Here is a 15,387-nt window from a genome sequence, read left to right on the forward strand (position 1 = left end):
TCCTCTAGGGGCCTTTTTTTATGTCTTCAAACAGGCCCTCGGGCTCCTCGATATCCAAAGCCAAAGCGGGATGGAAACAGGCAATGACGGATAAGGATAATACGGAAAACAGCAATAGCATGACAGGTGCGGAGATTGTTCTGAAGGCGCTGAAGGACAACGGCGTCGAGCACATCTTCGGTTATCCTGGTGGTGCCGTGCTTCCGATCTACGACGAGATTTTCCAGCAGGAAGACATTCAGCATATTCTCGTACGTCACGAGCAGGGTGCCGGCCATGCTGCCGAAGGTTATGCCCGCTCCACCGGCAAGGTCGGTGTCATGCTCGTTACCTCCGGCCCCGGCGCCACCAATGCGGTCACCCCGCTGCAGGATGCGCTGATGGATTCCATTCCGCTCGTCTGCCTTTCCGGCCAGGTTCCGACATCGCTGATCGGCTCCGACGCATTTCAGGAATGCGATACCGTCGGCATTACGCGCCCCTGCACCAAGCACAACTGGCTGGTAAAGGACGTCAACGAACTGGCGGGCATCATCCATGAGGCCTTCCGCATCGCACAGACTGGTCGTCCCGGTCCCGTCGTCGTCGATATTCCGAAGGACATCCAGTTCGCCACCGGCACCTATACGCCGCCTTCCGCCGCCATTCAGCAGAAGAGCTACAAGCCGAAGGTTCAGGGCGATCTCAACGCCATTCACGCGGCCATCGAATTGATGTCTAAGGCAAAGAAGCCGGTTTTCTACACCGGTGGTGGCGTCATCAACTCCGGCCCGGAAGCGACACGGCTGCTGCGCGAACTGGTAGAGCTGACCGGTTTCCCGATCACCTCGACGCTGATGGGTCTCGGCGCCTATCCGGCTTCCGGCAAGAACTGGCTCGGCATGCTGGGCATGCACGGTTCGTACGAAGCCAATATGACAATGCATGATTGCGACGTGCTGGTCTGCATCGGCGCACGTTTCGACGACCGTATTACCGGGCGCCTGAATGCGTTTTCGCCGAATTCCAAGAAGATTCACGTCGATATCGATCCGTCTTCGATCAACAAGACCGTGCGCGTCGACGTTCCGATCATTGGCGACGTCAGCCATGTTCTGGAAGATATGGTTCGCCTGTGGCGCGCTTTGCCGAAGAAGCCGGAAAAAGCGCAGACCGCGGACTGGTGGCTGCAGATCGAGCGCTGGCGCGCCCGCAACTCCTTCGCCTACAAGAATTCCAACGATGTCATCATGCCGCAATATGCATTGCAGCGTCTTTACGAGGCATCGAAGGGGCGCGAGACTTTCATCACCACCGAAGTTGGCCAGCACCAGATGTGGGCGGCGCAGTTCTTCGGCTTCGAGGAGCCGAACCACTGGATGACTTCGGGCGGTCTCGGTACCATGGGATACGGCCTGCCGGCAGCTATCGGCGTTCAGGTCGCGCATCCGGAAGCGCTGGTTATCGACATTGCCGGTGATGCCTCGATCCAGATGTGCATTCAGGAAATGTCCTGCGCCATCCAGTACGGTCTGCCGGTGAAGATTTTCATCCTCAACAACCAGTATATGGGCATGGTGCGGCAGTGGCAGCAGTTGCTGCACGGCAACCGCCTGTCCAACTCCTATACCGAAGCCATGCCTGACTTTGTCAAACTGGCGGAAGCCTATGGCGCGGTTGGCATGTATTGCGACGATCCGAAGGAACTGGACGACAAGATCGCCGAGATGATTGCGGTCAACAGGCCGGTCATCTTCGATTGCCGCGTTGCCAATCTCGCCAATTGCTTCCCGATGATCCCATCTGGTAAAGCCCATAACGAGATGCTGTTGCCGGATGAGGCGACGGATGAAGCTGTTGCCAACGCCATCGATGCCAAGGGCCGTCAGCTAGTCTGAGCCGGGAGAGGAAAAGGACATGAACGCACACCTACAACCCACCGGCTCCGCCTATTTCATCCAGAAGGAAACGGCTGCCGTCGAAAATCACACGCTGTCGGTTCTCGTCAGCAACGAGCCGGGCGTTCTCGCCCGGGTCATCGGCCTGTTTTCCGGCCGGGGTTACAACATCGAAAGCCTGACGGTTTCGGAAACCGAGCATGAGGCGCATCTGTCGCGCATCACGATCGTAACGCGCGGCACGCCGATCGTGCTGGAGCAGATCAAGGCGCAGCTGGAACGCATCGTTCCTGTGCACCGGGTGCTCGATCTCACCGTTCGCGCCCGCGAACTCGGGCAGGAACGGCCGATCGAGCGTGAAGTAGCGCTGATCAAGGTCGCCGGTTCGGGTGAAGCCCGCGCCGAGACGCTTCGTCTTGCGGATGCGTTTCAGGCCAAGGTGGTGGACGCGACAGTCGAGCATTTCATCTTCGAAATCACCGGCAAGTCGTCCAAGATCGACCAGTTCGTGGCCATCATCAAGCCGCTCGGCCTGATCGAGATCTGCCGCACGGGTATTGCAGCCATGAACCGCGGTTCGCAGGGGATGTGATCCTCCGCCTTTCGAATATCCTTGTAATACCAAGCCCGCGGTTCGCCGCGGGTTTTTTTTATGGGCTGCGCTCCGGTGAATTGATATTCAACCATATGGTTGACTTTTTAGTCTGGCGGCCTATATTCAACAACATGGTTGAATTATCTGTTCCACATCTCGACACTGTCTTTCATGCCCTTGGCGATGCGACGCGGCGCACGATGCTGCGCGATCTATCCCGTGGCGAGCGAACGGTGAGCCAGCTGGCCGAGCCGTTCGACATATCGCTGGCTGCGGCATCCAAGCACATCAAGGCGCTGGAAAACGCCGGGCTTATTCGCCGTGAGGTGAGGGGGCGTACCCATGTCTGCCGCCTTGCGCCGGAACGGTTGGCAGAGGCGCATGAATGGCTGGATTTCTACCGGCAGTTCTGGAACAGCCGCCTCGATATTCTTGAGCAGATGCTCAGGGAGGATGATCAGGGAAAATCCCCTGCAGATGGAGGAAATGACAATGGCTGATATTGCAATGCCTGACGCCTATGGCCGGCTCGTCGAGTCGACAACCCTGAAGATAGAACGGCTCCTGCCGGGACCAATCGAGCGGGTCTGGGCCTATCTGACACAGAGCGAACTTCGCCGCCGGTGGCTGGCGTCCGGCGAGATGCGGCTTGCGCCCGACGCACCATTTGAACTCGTCTGGCGCAACGACGAGCTTTCCGACCCGCCGGGCAGCCGCCCGGAAGGTTTTTCCGAAGAGAACAGGATGACCTCACGCATCATCACCGTCGTTGCGCCGCACCGCCTCGTCTTCACCTGGGGTGAGAGCGCAGAGGTGTCGATCGAGCTTCAGGCTCTGGGCAAGGATGTGCTTCTGACACTCGTTCACCGCCGGCTTGCGGATCGCACGACCAAGCTCAATGTCAGCGCCGGCTGGCATGCGCATCTCGACATTCTCGCCGCCCGTCTTCAGGAAAAGGAACCGGGGCCTTTCTGGGATAGCTGGCTGGGACTGAAAGAGGAATATGAGCGCCGCATACCGTAACTGGGTGCAGCATGTCTGGGAGACTGACGGCGCGGTTCGCTGCGCCGTTATTGAATTGAAATGGTGCAGCCCAAAGCATCAGTTCGCAGGGCTCACACTTCGATTCAATTGCTTGAGTGCCTGATTCCGAAAAACATCTTAATGCTTTGTTAAATCACAGCATTTCCAGCGCCGTCTTGCGTGTCGGTGGTGGGAAGGCGGCATCCAGCGCGGCCCAGTCCTCATCGGTGATTTCGAGATCGGTGGCACCTCGGTTCTCCTCCACGCGTGCGGCGCTGGCGGATTTTGGAATGGCGATGACGCCTTCTCTTTCCAGAAGAAAGGCCAGTGCCAGTTGCGCAGGCGTAGCCTGATAGGCCTTGGCGATGCGGATGAGTTCGTGGTTGTTTAGGATGCGCCCCTGTTCGATTGGCGAATAGGCCATCAGCGGCACGCTGTGCCACTGACACCAGGGCAGAAGCGAAAATTCCGGTCCGCGCCGGGAGAGATTGTAGAGCACCTGATTGGCGGCGCAATTCTTACCGTCGGGAACAGCGAAAAGCTCCTCCATGTCGTCGGTGTCGAAATTCGAGACGCCCCAGTCGCCGATCTTGCCGGCTTTTTTCAGCTTTTCGAAAGCGGCCACCGTTTCTTCCAGCGGGTGATCACCACGCCAATGCAGCAGATAGAGATCGAGCCGGTCGGTGCCGAGCCTTGCGAGGCTGCGCTCGCAGGCCTCAATCGTGCCTCGGGCGCTGGCGTTCCAGGGATAGACCTTGCTGACCAGAAACACCTCGTCGCGCCGGCCGGCAATCGCCGTGCCCACCACCTCTTCGGATCGGCCGTCTGCATACATTTCGGCCGTGTCGATCAGCGTCATGCCGAGATCGATCGCCTTGCGAATGCTCTCGACTTCCTGCGGAGCCGATGATCTCATCTCGCCCATGTTCCAGGTGCCGAGGCCAAGGGCTGGTATCTCTTTTCCGGATGGCAGGGTGACGGAAGGAATGTCGTCATACATCGGTTCGCTCCAGCGGTTGTTGACGGAGAATAGCCCTTTGTTCCGACTTCTCAAACCCGGCATGGAAAGGATCGATCCATCAAAAAATTTGACTACGCCTATCGGTTGATCGGACTGGTTTGATGGTGGTTCGGCGGATAGGGTCTTTTCACAGGAGAGATCATGACTGTCGAAACCCTCGTTGCGCTGGTGCTGTTTGCCTTCACAACCTCCATCACGCCCGGCCCGAACAATATGATGCTTTTTGCCTCCGGCGTGAATTTCGGTTTCCGCCGCACGATCCCGCATATGCTGGGCATCGGGGCGGGGTTCCTGTCATTGCTGATCGGCGTCGGATTTGGGCTTGGCGCGCTGCTGCACTCCGTGCCCTTGCTCTATACCGTGCTGAAATTCGCGGGCGGACTTTATCTCGTCTGGATCGCGTGGAAGATCGGCACTTCCCGCAGCCTGAACGAGGGTGCTGCCGCATCGGTGCCGATGAGCTTTCTTGCCGCCGCAGCCTTTCAGTGGGTCAATCCCAAGGCTTGGGTAATGGCCGTGACCGCGATGGCGACCTATACGGATGAGCGGCAATATCTCGTCACCGTTTTGATCGTCGGCGTGGTTTTCGCCGCCGTCAATCTTCCCAGCGTTTCGACCTGGGCGGGCTTCGGTTCGGCCCTGCGCGACTGGCTTTCCGTTCCTGTGCGGCTCAAATGGTTCAACATCACCATGGCCGTCCTTCTCGTCGTCAGCCTCTGGCCGATGTTGAAATAGGTGTTCTCCCTTCGTCACCCCTGTGCCTGTCGCATGGATGTGGGGTGGGGGTATAGGTTATTCTACGCAGGGAACTGGCGGTAACATTCCTCGGCGATCTTCTGCACCTCGGCGCGCGTCAGTTCGGCAGAAACCGCATAGCCGAGTTCGTTGTCGATCCAGTAAAAGGTCTCGACGCCATCGGCGCTCGCCATGCGGAAGCTGGTGGTGCGGTTTTCCTCGTTGTGGCCAACCAGCACCGTTACCCGGCGGCCGGTCTTGTCCTGATACATCAGCATCGCCCCTGGCTTGCCGCTGACGGGGATCAGGCGCCCGCCGACGAGATCATATCCGATCTTGGAAAGATCGGGGATGGCGAAGGGATAACCGAGCCTTTTGCCGAGCCATGTTGCAAGGTGCTGCTGCTGTTCGGCTCCAACTTCAACGGGGTGGCGCACCTCGCTTGCATAGATGAGATAGGCCGATTTCGCCTGCGCGGGAATGTCAGTCGTCAACGACGCCAGAACCACGTCCTGCTGCGTGGCGAGCGGCGGCGGCACAAGCCTGCCGGCTGCCGCACCCGCCGCGAAGATCAGCAACACAGCTGCCGTTCGCAGAAGAACCGGTTTCAGCCGCCACGCGGGCGCCTGTTTTCTTTCGGCAAGCATCGCGGTGTCGTGCGGATGTTCGGCGGCATAGGCGGCGAATGCGGCTCGCAGGGTTTCAGCCTGTTTTTTCCAGTCTTCCACACGCTCCCGCTCCTGCGGCCTTTCGGTCAGCCAGGCCTCGACAGCCGCGCGGTCGTCGTCGGACAAAAGCCCATCGACATAAGCGTGCAGATCGTCTTCGGTAATGGCATCGGGCCTTTTCATCGTGGTCTCCGCAGGGGAATGATATTGTCCACCGCCAGGTGCTGGCGCAGGGTTTCGCGGGCGCGGGAAAGTCTGGACATGACGGTACCCACCGGGATCGACAATGTCTCGGCTGCCTCCTGATAGCTGTAGCCTTCCACCGTCACCAGCATCAGCACCGCCCGCATCTCTGGCGAAAGCAGCCCGAGCGCGACGTGCAGCCTATCGTTTTCCAGCGTGTCGCCGAGTGTGTCGGCAACGGCCAGGCTCTCATGGCCGTCGAGACTTTCGGACGGGTGACGTTTCGCGGCGCGGTGGCGGTTGCGATAAAGATTCGTCATTATCGCGTAAGCCCATGATTTCAAAGCCGTTCCGTGCCATTGCCTCTTGTTGGTCAGCGCCTTTTCCACGCAGTCCTGCAAAAGGTCCTCGCCATCGGCGTCGGAGTGGGAAAGGCTGCGGGAATAACGCCGCAGCATGGGTATCAGCGCCAGCATCTCCGCCTCGAAGGAGCCGGCTGCGGGGGAGAGGCTCCCCCGCGTCTTGCCATTCATGCCATCATGGTTTTGCGGCATCCCATACACCGTTCATACCGTCGCCGGTTGCATCGCCTTTTTTCATGTCCTTGGCCCAGTAGTAGAGCGGCATGCCGTCCTTTGCCCACTGCATCTTGCCGTCCTTGCGCGTCACGACGGAATAGGCGCCTTCGGCCTTGTCGCCAGTAGCCGCGAAGAACGGCGGCCAGTTGGTGGCGCACTTGTCATAACAATTGGATACGCCCTTCTTGTCATTCTTGAAAGTGTAGAGCGTCATGCCTTTTTCGCCCGCAAGCACATTGCCTTTGGCGGTCTTGACCGTTTCGACCGCGGGTGCCGCATAGGCCGTTCCGGCAAATGCCAGAACGAGGGCGGGAACGATAAAGCGGATTTTCATGGACATATCCTCCTTGGTTCGGGCGGCTTCTGCCGCCAGCACATCAAAAGACACCGCAGGTCACTGCTTTATTCCCTCCGCCGGTGCGATTTTTAAACTTATCCGTTGAGCTAAGTTTTTCGCTGTGATAGTTAGTCTTATGGATAACTATTCAGTGCCACTTGACGATATCTTCCAGTCCCTTGCCGATCCGACACGACGGGCCGTGCTTTTGCGGTTGGGCAGCGGGGATGCGAGCGTCGGCACGCTTGCCGAACCTTTCGCCATGGCCCTGCCGTCGTTCATGAAACATATCCGCCAGCTGGAAGGAGCGGGGTTGATCGTGACGCGCAAGCAGGGCCGGGTGCGGTTCTGCTCGCTGGAGAAACAACGGTTTTCAATGATCGAGGGCTGGCTTTCGCAACAGCATGCCATCTGGGAAGGCCGGACGGACCGGCTTGAACAGTTCGTCATGGCGCAACAGGACAGAACCTCCGATAAAGGGGAGAATGACAAATGACCGACACTTTCAATCCCGATCTCGATCTGAAGATTTCAAGGATCATCAGGGCGCCGCGCCATCTGGTCTGGAACGCCTGGGTCGACAAAAACAGCCTCGAACAGTGGTGGGTGCCGCATCCCGGCAAATGCCGTGTCGAGAAAATGGAGCTTTTCCCCGGCGGCGCTTTCGAGACCCGCTACAGCGAAGACGGGAAGGCATTTGGCGATCACATAAGCGGTTGTTTCCTGGCGGTGGATCATGAGGAGCGTCTGGTCTTCACCGACGCGTTGACGGCAGGCTTTCGCCCGTCCGCGCGCCCATTCCTCACCGCGGTGATGAGTTTTCGCGATCATCCTGAAGGCATGGAGTATGTGGCCTATGCCATGCATAGAAACCCTGGGGATCGCGACAAGCACGCGGAGATGGGATTTTTCGACGGCTGGAACACGGTTGCCGAGCAACTGGCGCAGCTTGTCGAAAGACAGGCGATCAATTGAGGCGCATCAACCGAACAGGGCAATATCCGGCTTGGTCAGCATCAGCCAGATGATGCCGAGAACCGCGAAGAAAGCCGGAAAACCGCAGGCAAACCAGATGCGGTAGAGACGGAACCATTGCGGCGGCAGGGCCTCGTCCGCAGCGACACAATCGCGGGCGATGTCGCGCAGTTTGATCTGGATCCACACCACCGGCAGCCAGAAAATGCCGGTGAAGACATAAAGGCAGAGCGAAAGGGCGATCCAGCCTTCGCTCAGCGGCCAGCCGATGATGCGCGCCAGAAAATAACCGGTGACCGGCTGGATGATCGCCGCCGTGGCGGTGAAGATGGTGTCGGCGATGACGACCGTGCCCGAAACATGGGCGATCAGCGCCGGGTTTGCCGTCCGCCGCGCCATCACCATGAAAAACGCTATGCCAGCCCCGGTGCCGAACAGCACGGTTGCGCCGATGACATGGGCGAGCCGCAGAAGGTCTTCAGGTGTCATCAGCGTTCATCCAATGTGGCAAGGGCGACAAGTGTCAGGGCGATGGAGGGCAGGACCTTGACGAGGGGGCCGAGCGGATCGAGCCACAGACCCGGCTCCAGCAGACTGCCACCAGTCAGATAGGCGGCGGTGACCAGGAGCATGGCGATGAGCGCTTTTCTGGCAAGTGGTCTTATCAGGACGGTGACGCCCAGGGCGATATCGATGAGGCAGGATGCGAGTGTGAGGGTGACGGCTGGCACTTGCGGCATGAAGGGCAGGAAATGCGCGGCCGAGCTGTCGATATCAAGCAGCGGGACGAGGCCGGACAATAGCCAGAACAGCGACAGGCAGAGAATGAGGACGGGTTTGAGCAGATATGATCTGGCAAACCACAGGTCCTGCACGCCGGAAGGGTGAGCCGCCAGCGTGTCCCTCAAGCTCTTGAGCGACGTCGTCGCTTTTGGCGCGCTGTTCTCCGTCACGATACCTTCCGACATCACCGTCATGGCGGTTGAGCGCAACGGCGACCGCCAGCCGAGTTTTCCCGCAATATCCGCCGTGAGGGCGACTGGGCGCATGAAGGCAGCCGGAAGATTTAGCGCGGGAGCAGGGGCGAGGCCGAGCCATTGCCGGTGCGCAGCGATCACGCCTTGCAATGTCAGCGTTTCGTTTGCTGCCAGCTCGATATCGCTACCTGACGGGATTTCGCCATCTATTGCCGCGCTGACTGCCAACGCGACATCTTCGACTGCGACGGTCTGTACAGGCATCTTGCCGTTTACGAGCGGCACAGCGAAGGGGAAGCTCGCAAGCGCGCGCACGAGTGCTGTGCCACCATGGGCGTTGCGGCCGACAACCAGTGCGGGGCGGAGAATGACAAAGCGCAGACCGCTTGCGGCAAGTGCCACATCGGCGCGGCGTTTGGTTGCGAGGAAGGGCAGTTGGGAAGCGGCTCCGGAAGTGCGGGCCGATATCTGGATCACCAGTTTGCCGCCCGCATTTACCGCTGCCTGGTAGAGCGCGAGCATCGCTTTTTCCTGCGTCGCGGCAAGATCATCCGATAAGCCGTCCTGAAGCGCACCTGCGCAATTGACGATGGCGTCATGGTCGCTAACGAGTGCCGCCCAGTCGGCAGCGCTGGTCATACGCGAGAGATCGGCGGGAACCCAGCTGGCGAAAGGCCATTTATCTTTAGCTCGCGCAATGATGCGAGCCTGCCCAGTAACGGTATGACCTTTGCCGTGAAGGCTGCGGATCACTTCGGAACCGATGAAACCCGTTGCGCCCAGAATCAATATCTTCATGCGCCGCATGATACCCGCCATGGTTTAAAAACCAGCCGTGTTTTATTGCCGCATTCTGATGGTGTGATTCATCTTTCGTTCTTTTTCTGTTGCGCACGGTGCTCGAATCCTGCGATGAGGGCGCATGTTATTTTCACCGCAACAGGACGAAGCGCTCAAGGCTGTTTCCCGCTGGCTGAAGGAAGGCCGGACGCCGGTTTTTCGGTTGTTCGGTTATGCCGGAACCGGAAAGACAACGCTTGCCAAACATTTCGCGGAAAATGTCGATGGCGAAGTGCTGTTTGCGGCCTTCACTGGCAAGGCGGCGCAGGTGCTGCGCTCGCGCGGGGCGACCAATGCCCGCACCATCCATTCGCTGATCTACCGCCCGCGCGGCGAAGAGACCGTGGAAGACGAGGAAACCGGCAAGACCTCGGTCGCACCGATGTTTTCCATCAACCGCCAGAGCCCGCTCGCCAAGGCGGCACTCATCATCATCGATGAATGTTCGATGGTGGATGAGCAGCTCGGCAAGGATCTGATGAGCTTCGGCACGCCTATCCTGGTGCTCGGCGATCCCGGGCAGTTGCCGCCGGTTTCAGGTGGTGGCTTCTTTACGGAGCAGGAGCCTGATTACCTGCTCTCCGAAATTCATCGGCAGGCCAAGGACAATCCCATCATCCACCTTGCCATGGATGTGCGGGAAGGCCGCGAGATCATGCGTGGCGATTACGGTGCCGCGCAGGTGATTTCCAAGTCCGAGGTGACACAGTCGCTCGTGCTCGATGCCGATCAGGTGCTCGTCGGCACAAATCGCACGCGACGCCGTTATAACCAGCGGCTTCGCGAGCTGAAGGGATTTACGGCCGATTATCCGCAATCCGGCGACAAGCTGGTTTGCTTGAGGAACGATCCGGCCAAGGGCCTGCTGAACGGCTCTCTCTGGCAGGTCATGAGTTCGTCGCGCGAGACGGTGAAACCCGGCATCAACCTGATGATCCGGCCTGAAGACGACGATATGGATCGCGGCGCTGCCAAGATCAAATTGCTGAAGGCGGCTTTCGAGGATGTGGAAACGGAAATACCGTGGACCACCCGCAAGCGTTATGACGAGTTCGATTTCGGCTATGCGCTGACCGTGCACAAGGCGCAGGGTTCGCAGTGGAACAATGTGGTTCTCTTTGACGAGAGCTATGCCTTCCGCGATTCGCGCGAGCGGTGGCTTTACACCGCCATCACCCGCGCCGCAGAAACACTCACAATCGTTCGCTGAGATAGAGCATTTCCGGTGAATAGCGGGACACCTTCAATGCTCCATTTCTTTTGTCTGTGCATTGTCCGGACGGAAAACCGCTGTGAAGTTTTCGTGGAAATGCCTTGTCAGGCGCGGATGACGCCCAGCAGAACCGCTTTGGCAACTGCCTGAAAGCGGTTGCTGGCACTGAACTTGCCGATAATCTTCGCCTCCAGTTCGTTGAGGTCGTTACCTGAAAGGCCGAGAGCGCGCGCGAGCCTTACCGGGGCGTACCCCTCCGCCATCAGTTCCAGGCATTTTCGCTCGTTGTCTGTCAGCGCGATATCCTTGCCCGGTCCCCGCTCAGCCGCATCGAGGCCATCAGCATCGTTATCGGTGGCGAGCAGTTCCTCGATCTGCTGGGCCTGGCGCTGAAGCGTGGAGCGTTCCGCGGTCAGTTCTCTTTTTCGCTGCCGCAGCGCGGAGTGGAATATCTCGTCCGCTTCTTCCTGCGAGAGAGAGCGGGCAAGTTTTTCCATGATGTCTGTAATGGCTGCGACGGAAATGCCGACTTCGCGACAGACATTTATCACCGCCATGCGTTGCACGTTGCGGTGGGAATAAACCCGCATCTGGCCGATGCGTTTTGAGGTCAGCAGCGCCTTTTCTTCGTAAAAATGCAGGGTCCGGTGCGTTACGCCGAAAATGTTGGCCATGTCGGCGATGGGAACCGGTTCGGCGGGCAGGGAGGAGGGCAGGCTTATATCCGGTAAAAAGCTGCTGATCCTTAGATTGGGTTTGTCCTCGTCGCCGTGTTCAAACGGCATCCTGCCATTCTGCATCGTTTCCCCCTTCGCGCGTTTTGACAGTGTGCCTGCTTTTTATGGCATTCGTTACTTGTTCCCCACCGCAGACCTGTCTTCTGATCAAGACATTTTGCCGATGCTGCATGAGAACCGTAACCTGTATTGCCTGCTTTCGTTCCCGTATCCTTAAAAAATTTTATCGGCCTCCTTGCGGTCGGCGTCAACCTGCGTGAAACAGGATGTCAATTCCGAACCGGAGCCTCGACCGTCATGCCCGCAAAACTTTCCGTCAATCTGAACGCAATTGCCATGCTGCGCAACCGTCGCGATCTCCCATGGCCGGATGTCGCGCATTTCGGGCATATTGCACTCGCTGCGGGTGCTAGCGGGCTGACTGTACACCCTCGACCGGACCAGCGCCATATCCGCTTTTCGGACCTGCCGGTGCTGCGTGCGCTCATCGATGACAGTTTCCCAAGTGCGGAATTCAACATCGAAGGTTATCCGACGGAGGATTTTCTAGTTCTGTGCGAACAGACCCAGCCTGAGCAGGTGACGCTGGTGCCCGACGATCCGTCGCAGGCGACATCAGACCATGGCTGGGATTTCCGCAAGCACGCGGTTTTCCTGAGAGAAGCCGTTGGGCGCCTGAAGGCTGGCGGTATGCGGGTTTCGCTTTTTGCCGATGGTGACGGCGAGCGCGAAGCGGTGGAGCTGGCGGCTGAGACGGGTGCTGCCCGCATCGAGCTCTATACCGGTCCCTATGGCGGCTGTTTTGACGATCCGCAAAAGGGTGACGCGCTTCTGGAAAAACTCGGACAGACGGCGGACTACGCCGCAGCGCTCGGGCTTGCCGTCAATGCCGGGCACGACCTGACTGTAGCAAACCTGCCCAAGCTTATGAAACGTATACCTTATCTTGCAGAGGTCTCCATCGGTCACGGGTTGACGGCGGATGCGCTGGAATATGGCATGGCTGAAACAGTCCGGCGTTTTTGTCGCGCCTGCGGTCAGGCTATTTCATAACCAAAGTCAATTTTTTTGCCTATAATCTGCTTGCGCATGCTCCGTGCGCGAGCTTTTAAAGGCAGAGACACATGCAAGAACATCACGTTGTCGTCGTGGGTGGAGGCTTCGGCGGCTTACAAATGGTACACGGGCTGGAGGGGGCCCCTGTCCGCATCACATTGATTGACCGCCGCAACCATCATCTATTTCAGCCATTGCTTTATCAGGTTGCGACGACGGCTCTTGCGACATCCGAAATCGCCTGGCCGATCCGCCATCTTTACCGCGACCGCAAGGAAGTGACGACGCTGCTTGCGGAAGTGAACGGCGTAGACCGTGACGCCCGCACCGTGCATCTGAGTTCCGGTCAGGTCATCGGCTTCGATACGCTGGTGCTGGCCACCGGCGCCCGTCATGCCTATTTCGGCCGTGACGAATGGGAGCGTGCCGCTCCCGGCCTCAAGACGCTCGAGGATGCAACGACGATCCGCCGCCGCCTGCTTCTGGCTTTCGAGCGTGCGGAACTTGCCAGCAGCGAAGACGAACGGCAGGCGCAACTGACCTTCGTCATCATCGGGGCAGGCCCGACGGGCGTGGAAATGGCGGGCATGATCGCCGAGCTTGCCCACAAGGCGCTGCCGCCGGAATTCCGCAATGTGGATACCAGAAAGAGCCGCGTGCTGCTTGTCGAGGCAGGTCCGCGCGTTCTGCCGGTTTTCACGGACGATCTTTCCGCCTATGCCAAGCAGGCGCTTGAAAAGCTCGGCGTCGAGGTTCTGCTCGGCACACCGGTGACGGCCTGCACCGATGAGGGCGTGACGGTGGGTGAGACCTTTTATCCGTGCCGCACGGTGGTCTGGGCCGCTGGCGTGCAGGCGTCTCCCGCTGCAAAGTGGCTGAATGCTGCTGCCGACAGGGCGGGACGCGCTATCGTCGGGCCGCATCTCAATCTGGAAGACGACCCCAATATTTTCGTCATCGGCGATACGGCCGCCGTCAATCAGGAAAACGGCAAACCGGTGCCGGGCATTGCGCCTGCAGCCAAGCAGCAGGGCGCCCATGTGGCAAAGGTCATCAATGCGCGGCTATCCGGAGAGCCGGAGCCCGCGCCGTTCCGCTACAGCCATCAGGGTAATCTGGCGACAATCGGCAAACGCGCGGCGGTCATCGATTTCGGCAGGTTCAAGCTCAAGGGCGTGCTTGCATGGTGGATCTGGGGGCTTGCCCATATCTATTTCCTGATCGGAACGCGCTCGCGGCTGGCCGTGGCGTGGAGCTGGCTGTGGATTTACCTCAGCGGCCAGCACAGCGCGCGGCTGATCACCCAGAAAGAGACGTTGAAGGACGAGGCCTGAGGGCAGGGCGGGTAAAGGAAAGCGCGGGAAGCATTGGCTTCCCGCGCTTGCTTATGGTCAGTGCGCCAAACCATTCCTCCGTCACGCCGTATTAAGTGCGGGGTTACGGAGTGCGGATGTGGCGAGCTTGTGCCAATCCAGGGCTCAAGCGTCGAGCGATGCCATGTCGATGACGAAGCGGTAGCGAACGTCGCTCTTCAGCACGCGCTCATAGGCTTCGTTGACATCCTGGATGTTGATCGTTTCGATCTCCGAGACGATGTCATGCTCGCCGCAGAAATCTAGCATTTCCTGGGTTTCCTTGATCGAGCCGATCATCGAGCCGGAGAGGCTCTTCGCACCGATGATGAGCGAGAAGGCGTGGACCGGGATCGCATGTTCCGGTGCACCGACCACGACCATGCTGCCCTTGGGCTTCAGGAGGCCGAGATAAGCGTTCCAGTCGATTGCGACACCTGCCGTGCAGATGATCAGGTCGAAGGTGCCGGCCAGCTTTTCGAAGGTCGAGGCGTCGCTGGTGGCGTAATATTCCTTCGCGCCGAGCTTCAGGCCATCTTCCTTCTTCGACAGGGTCTGGGAAAGAACTGTGACATCCGCGCCCATGGCAGCGCCGAGCTTGACGCCCATGTGGCCAAGACCACCCATGCCGACGATTGCGACCTTCTGACCGGGACCGGCGTTCCAGCGGCGCAGCGGCGAGTAGAGCGTGATGCCTGCGCATAGAAGCGGCGCGGAAGCGTCGAGCGGCAGGTTGTCCGGGATCGACAGGACATAACCTTCCTTGACGACGATCGAGTCGGAATAACCGCCATGGGTGGCTGTCTTCGTATTCGGATCGACATCGTTATAGGTCTGGACGAGGCCGGGCATGTAGTGTTCGTTGTCGAGGTCGCGGGTGGCGCAACCGACGCAGGAATCGACGAAGCAGCCAACGCCGACATGATCGCCGACCTTGAATTTCGTGACCTTGGAGCCAACGGCTTTCACGACACCGGCAATCTCATGGCCGGGAACGATCGGGAAGACGGCATTCTTCCATTCGTTGCGGACGGTGTGGATGTCCGAGTGGCAGATGCCGGCATATTTGATATCGATGACAACGTCGTCATCGTTAGGCTCGCGGCGTTCGAAGGTGAACGGGGTAAGCGGCTTCGACGCATCGGTCGCAGCATAACCTCTTGCAATGGCCATCTGAATATCCTTTCGGGAGTTGGGGACGGCGGAATATGCAATGGAAG

Annotated in this window: 18 protein-coding genes; 10 read left to right on the forward strand and 8 right to left on the reverse strand. The window is 59.1% G+C overall.

Annotation, left to right across the window (positions count from 1 at the left end; all coding sequences use genetic code 11):
• The first annotated feature begins 83 nt into the window (after positions 1-83).
• The 4 genes from ACQZ63_RS16935 to ACQZ63_RS16950 all read left to right on the forward strand — a co-directional run bounded on the left by ACQZ63_RS16935 (position 84) and on the right by ACQZ63_RS16950 (position 3,495).
• Positions 84-1,877 (forward strand): acetolactate synthase 3 large subunit, encoded by a 1,794-nt coding sequence (locus tag ACQZ63_RS16935; protein ID WP_013636474.1) that lies wholly within the window; start codon positions 84-86, stop codon positions 1,875-1,877.
• Positions 1,878-1,896: 19 nt separating this feature from the next.
• Entirely contained in the window at positions 1,897-2,469 is a 573-nt protein-coding gene (gene ilvN, locus ACQZ63_RS16940; protein WP_003513099.1) for an acetolactate synthase small subunit, read from the forward strand.
• Positions 2,470-2,603: 134 nt separating this feature from the next.
• Positions 2,604-2,972 (forward strand): ArsR/SmtB family transcription factor, encoded by a 369-nt coding sequence (locus tag ACQZ63_RS16945; RefSeq protein ID WP_003513097.1) that lies wholly within the window; start codon positions 2,604-2,606, stop codon positions 2,970-2,972.
• Positions 2,965-3,495 carry an SRPBCC family protein gene (locus tag ACQZ63_RS16950; protein ID WP_448799327.1) on the forward strand — a complete coding sequence of 177 codons (531 nt, stop codon included), beginning with the start codon at positions 2,965-2,967 and terminating at the stop codon, positions 3,493-3,495. The genes ACQZ63_RS16945 and ACQZ63_RS16950 overlap by 8 nt, the downstream gene beginning before the upstream one ends.
• Before the next feature lie 154 nt (positions 3,496-3,649).
• On the opposite strand, the gene ACQZ63_RS16955 is transcribed toward ACQZ63_RS16950, so the two are convergent.
• Positions 3,650-4,495 (reverse strand): aldo/keto reductase, encoded by an 846-nt coding sequence (locus ACQZ63_RS16955; RefSeq protein ID WP_013636471.1) that lies wholly within the window; start codon positions 4,493-4,495, stop codon positions 3,650-3,652.
• 162 nt (positions 4,496-4,657) lie between these two features.
• On the opposite strand from ACQZ63_RS16955, the gene ACQZ63_RS16960 reads away from it, so the two are divergent.
• Complete coding sequence (locus ACQZ63_RS16960; RefSeq protein ID WP_013636470.1) at positions 4,658-5,251, forward strand: LysE family translocator; 594 nt, start codon at positions 4,658-4,660, stop codon at positions 5,249-5,251.
• Between the two features lie 62 nt (positions 5,252-5,313).
• On the opposite strand, the gene ACQZ63_RS16965 is transcribed toward ACQZ63_RS16960, so the two are convergent.
• From ACQZ63_RS16965 to ACQZ63_RS16975, 3 genes are read right to left on the reverse strand one after another with little or no spacing between them, the layout of a single operon-like run.
• The gene (locus ACQZ63_RS16965; RefSeq protein WP_111783536.1) at positions 5,314-6,102 is read right to left on the reverse strand and encodes an anti-sigma factor family protein; all 789 of its coding nucleotides are present in this window, start codon (positions 6,100-6,102) and stop codon (positions 5,314-5,316) included.
• Positions 6,099-6,656, reverse strand: a complete 558-nt coding sequence (locus ACQZ63_RS16970) for an RNA polymerase sigma factor (RefSeq protein WP_162763671.1) — start codon at positions 6,654-6,656, stop codon at positions 6,099-6,101. The genes ACQZ63_RS16965 and ACQZ63_RS16970 overlap by 4 nt, the downstream gene beginning before the upstream one ends.
• On the reverse strand, positions 6,640-7,020 hold the full coding sequence (locus ACQZ63_RS16975; protein WP_080580913.1) for a COG4315 family predicted lipoprotein: 381 nt from the start codon (positions 7,018-7,020) through the stop codon (positions 6,640-6,642). The genes ACQZ63_RS16970 and ACQZ63_RS16975 overlap by 17 nt, the downstream gene beginning before the upstream one ends.
• 133 nt (positions 7,021-7,153) lie before the next feature.
• Between ACQZ63_RS16975 and ACQZ63_RS16980 the strand changes: the two genes are divergently transcribed.
• The gene (locus tag ACQZ63_RS16980) at positions 7,154-7,513 is read left to right on the forward strand and encodes an ArsR/SmtB family transcription factor (RefSeq protein ID WP_025593992.1); all 360 of its coding nucleotides are present in this window, start codon (positions 7,154-7,156) and stop codon (positions 7,511-7,513) included.
• Complete coding sequence (locus ACQZ63_RS16985) at positions 7,510-7,992, forward strand: SRPBCC family protein (RefSeq protein WP_113157818.1); 483 nt, start codon at positions 7,510-7,512, stop codon at positions 7,990-7,992. Before ACQZ63_RS16980 ends, ACQZ63_RS16985 begins: the two co-directional genes overlap by 4 nt.
• Before the next feature lie 6 nt (positions 7,993-7,998).
• Here ACQZ63_RS16985 and ACQZ63_RS16990 read toward each other — a convergent pair whose 3' ends face one another.
• On the reverse strand, positions 7,999-8,481 hold the full coding sequence (locus tag ACQZ63_RS16990; RefSeq protein WP_003513079.1) for a DUF2269 family protein: 483 nt from the start codon (positions 8,479-8,481) through the stop codon (positions 7,999-8,001).
• On the reverse strand, positions 8,481-9,767 hold the full coding sequence (locus ACQZ63_RS16995; RefSeq protein ID WP_448799328.1) for an SDR family oxidoreductase: 1,287 nt from the start codon (positions 9,765-9,767) through the stop codon (positions 8,481-8,483). The genes ACQZ63_RS16990 and ACQZ63_RS16995 overlap by 1 nt, the downstream gene beginning before the upstream one ends.
• A gap of 124 nt (positions 9,768-9,891) precedes the next feature.
• Here ACQZ63_RS16995 and ACQZ63_RS17000 point away from each other — a divergent pair, with 124 nt between their 5' ends.
• Entirely contained in the window at positions 9,892-11,019 is a 1,128-nt protein-coding gene (locus tag ACQZ63_RS17000) for an ATP-dependent DNA helicase (RefSeq protein WP_003513075.1), read from the forward strand.
• 107 nt (positions 11,020-11,126) lie between these two features.
• Here the strand turns inward: ACQZ63_RS17000 and ACQZ63_RS17005 are convergent, their stop codons facing one another.
• Entirely contained in the window at positions 11,127-11,822 is a 696-nt protein-coding gene (locus ACQZ63_RS17005; RefSeq protein ID WP_026330785.1) for a MerR family transcriptional regulator, read from the reverse strand.
• Positions 11,823-12,056: 234 nt separating this feature from the next.
• On the opposite strand from ACQZ63_RS17005, the gene ACQZ63_RS17010 reads away from it, so the two are divergent.
• Positions 12,057-12,812 (forward strand): pyridoxine 5'-phosphate synthase, encoded by a 756-nt coding sequence (locus ACQZ63_RS17010; protein ID WP_003513071.1) that lies wholly within the window; start codon positions 12,057-12,059, stop codon positions 12,810-12,812.
• Positions 12,813-12,883: 71 nt separating this feature from the next.
• Positions 12,884-14,149 carry an NAD(P)/FAD-dependent oxidoreductase gene (locus ACQZ63_RS17015; RefSeq protein ID WP_065702378.1) on the forward strand — a complete coding sequence of 422 codons (1,266 nt, stop codon included), beginning with the start codon at positions 12,884-12,886 and terminating at the stop codon, positions 14,147-14,149.
• A 144-nt stretch (positions 14,150-14,293) separates the two neighbouring features.
• Here the strand turns inward: ACQZ63_RS17015 and ACQZ63_RS17020 are convergent, their stop codons facing one another.
• Positions 14,294-15,340, reverse strand: coding sequence for an NAD(P)-dependent alcohol dehydrogenase (locus tag ACQZ63_RS17020; protein ID WP_003513067.1), 1,047 nt, complete (start codon positions 15,338-15,340; stop codon positions 14,294-14,296).
• Positions 15,341-15,387 lie beyond the last annotated feature (47 nt).

It is taken from the genome of Agrobacterium sp. CG160-95, assembly GCF_053521725.1.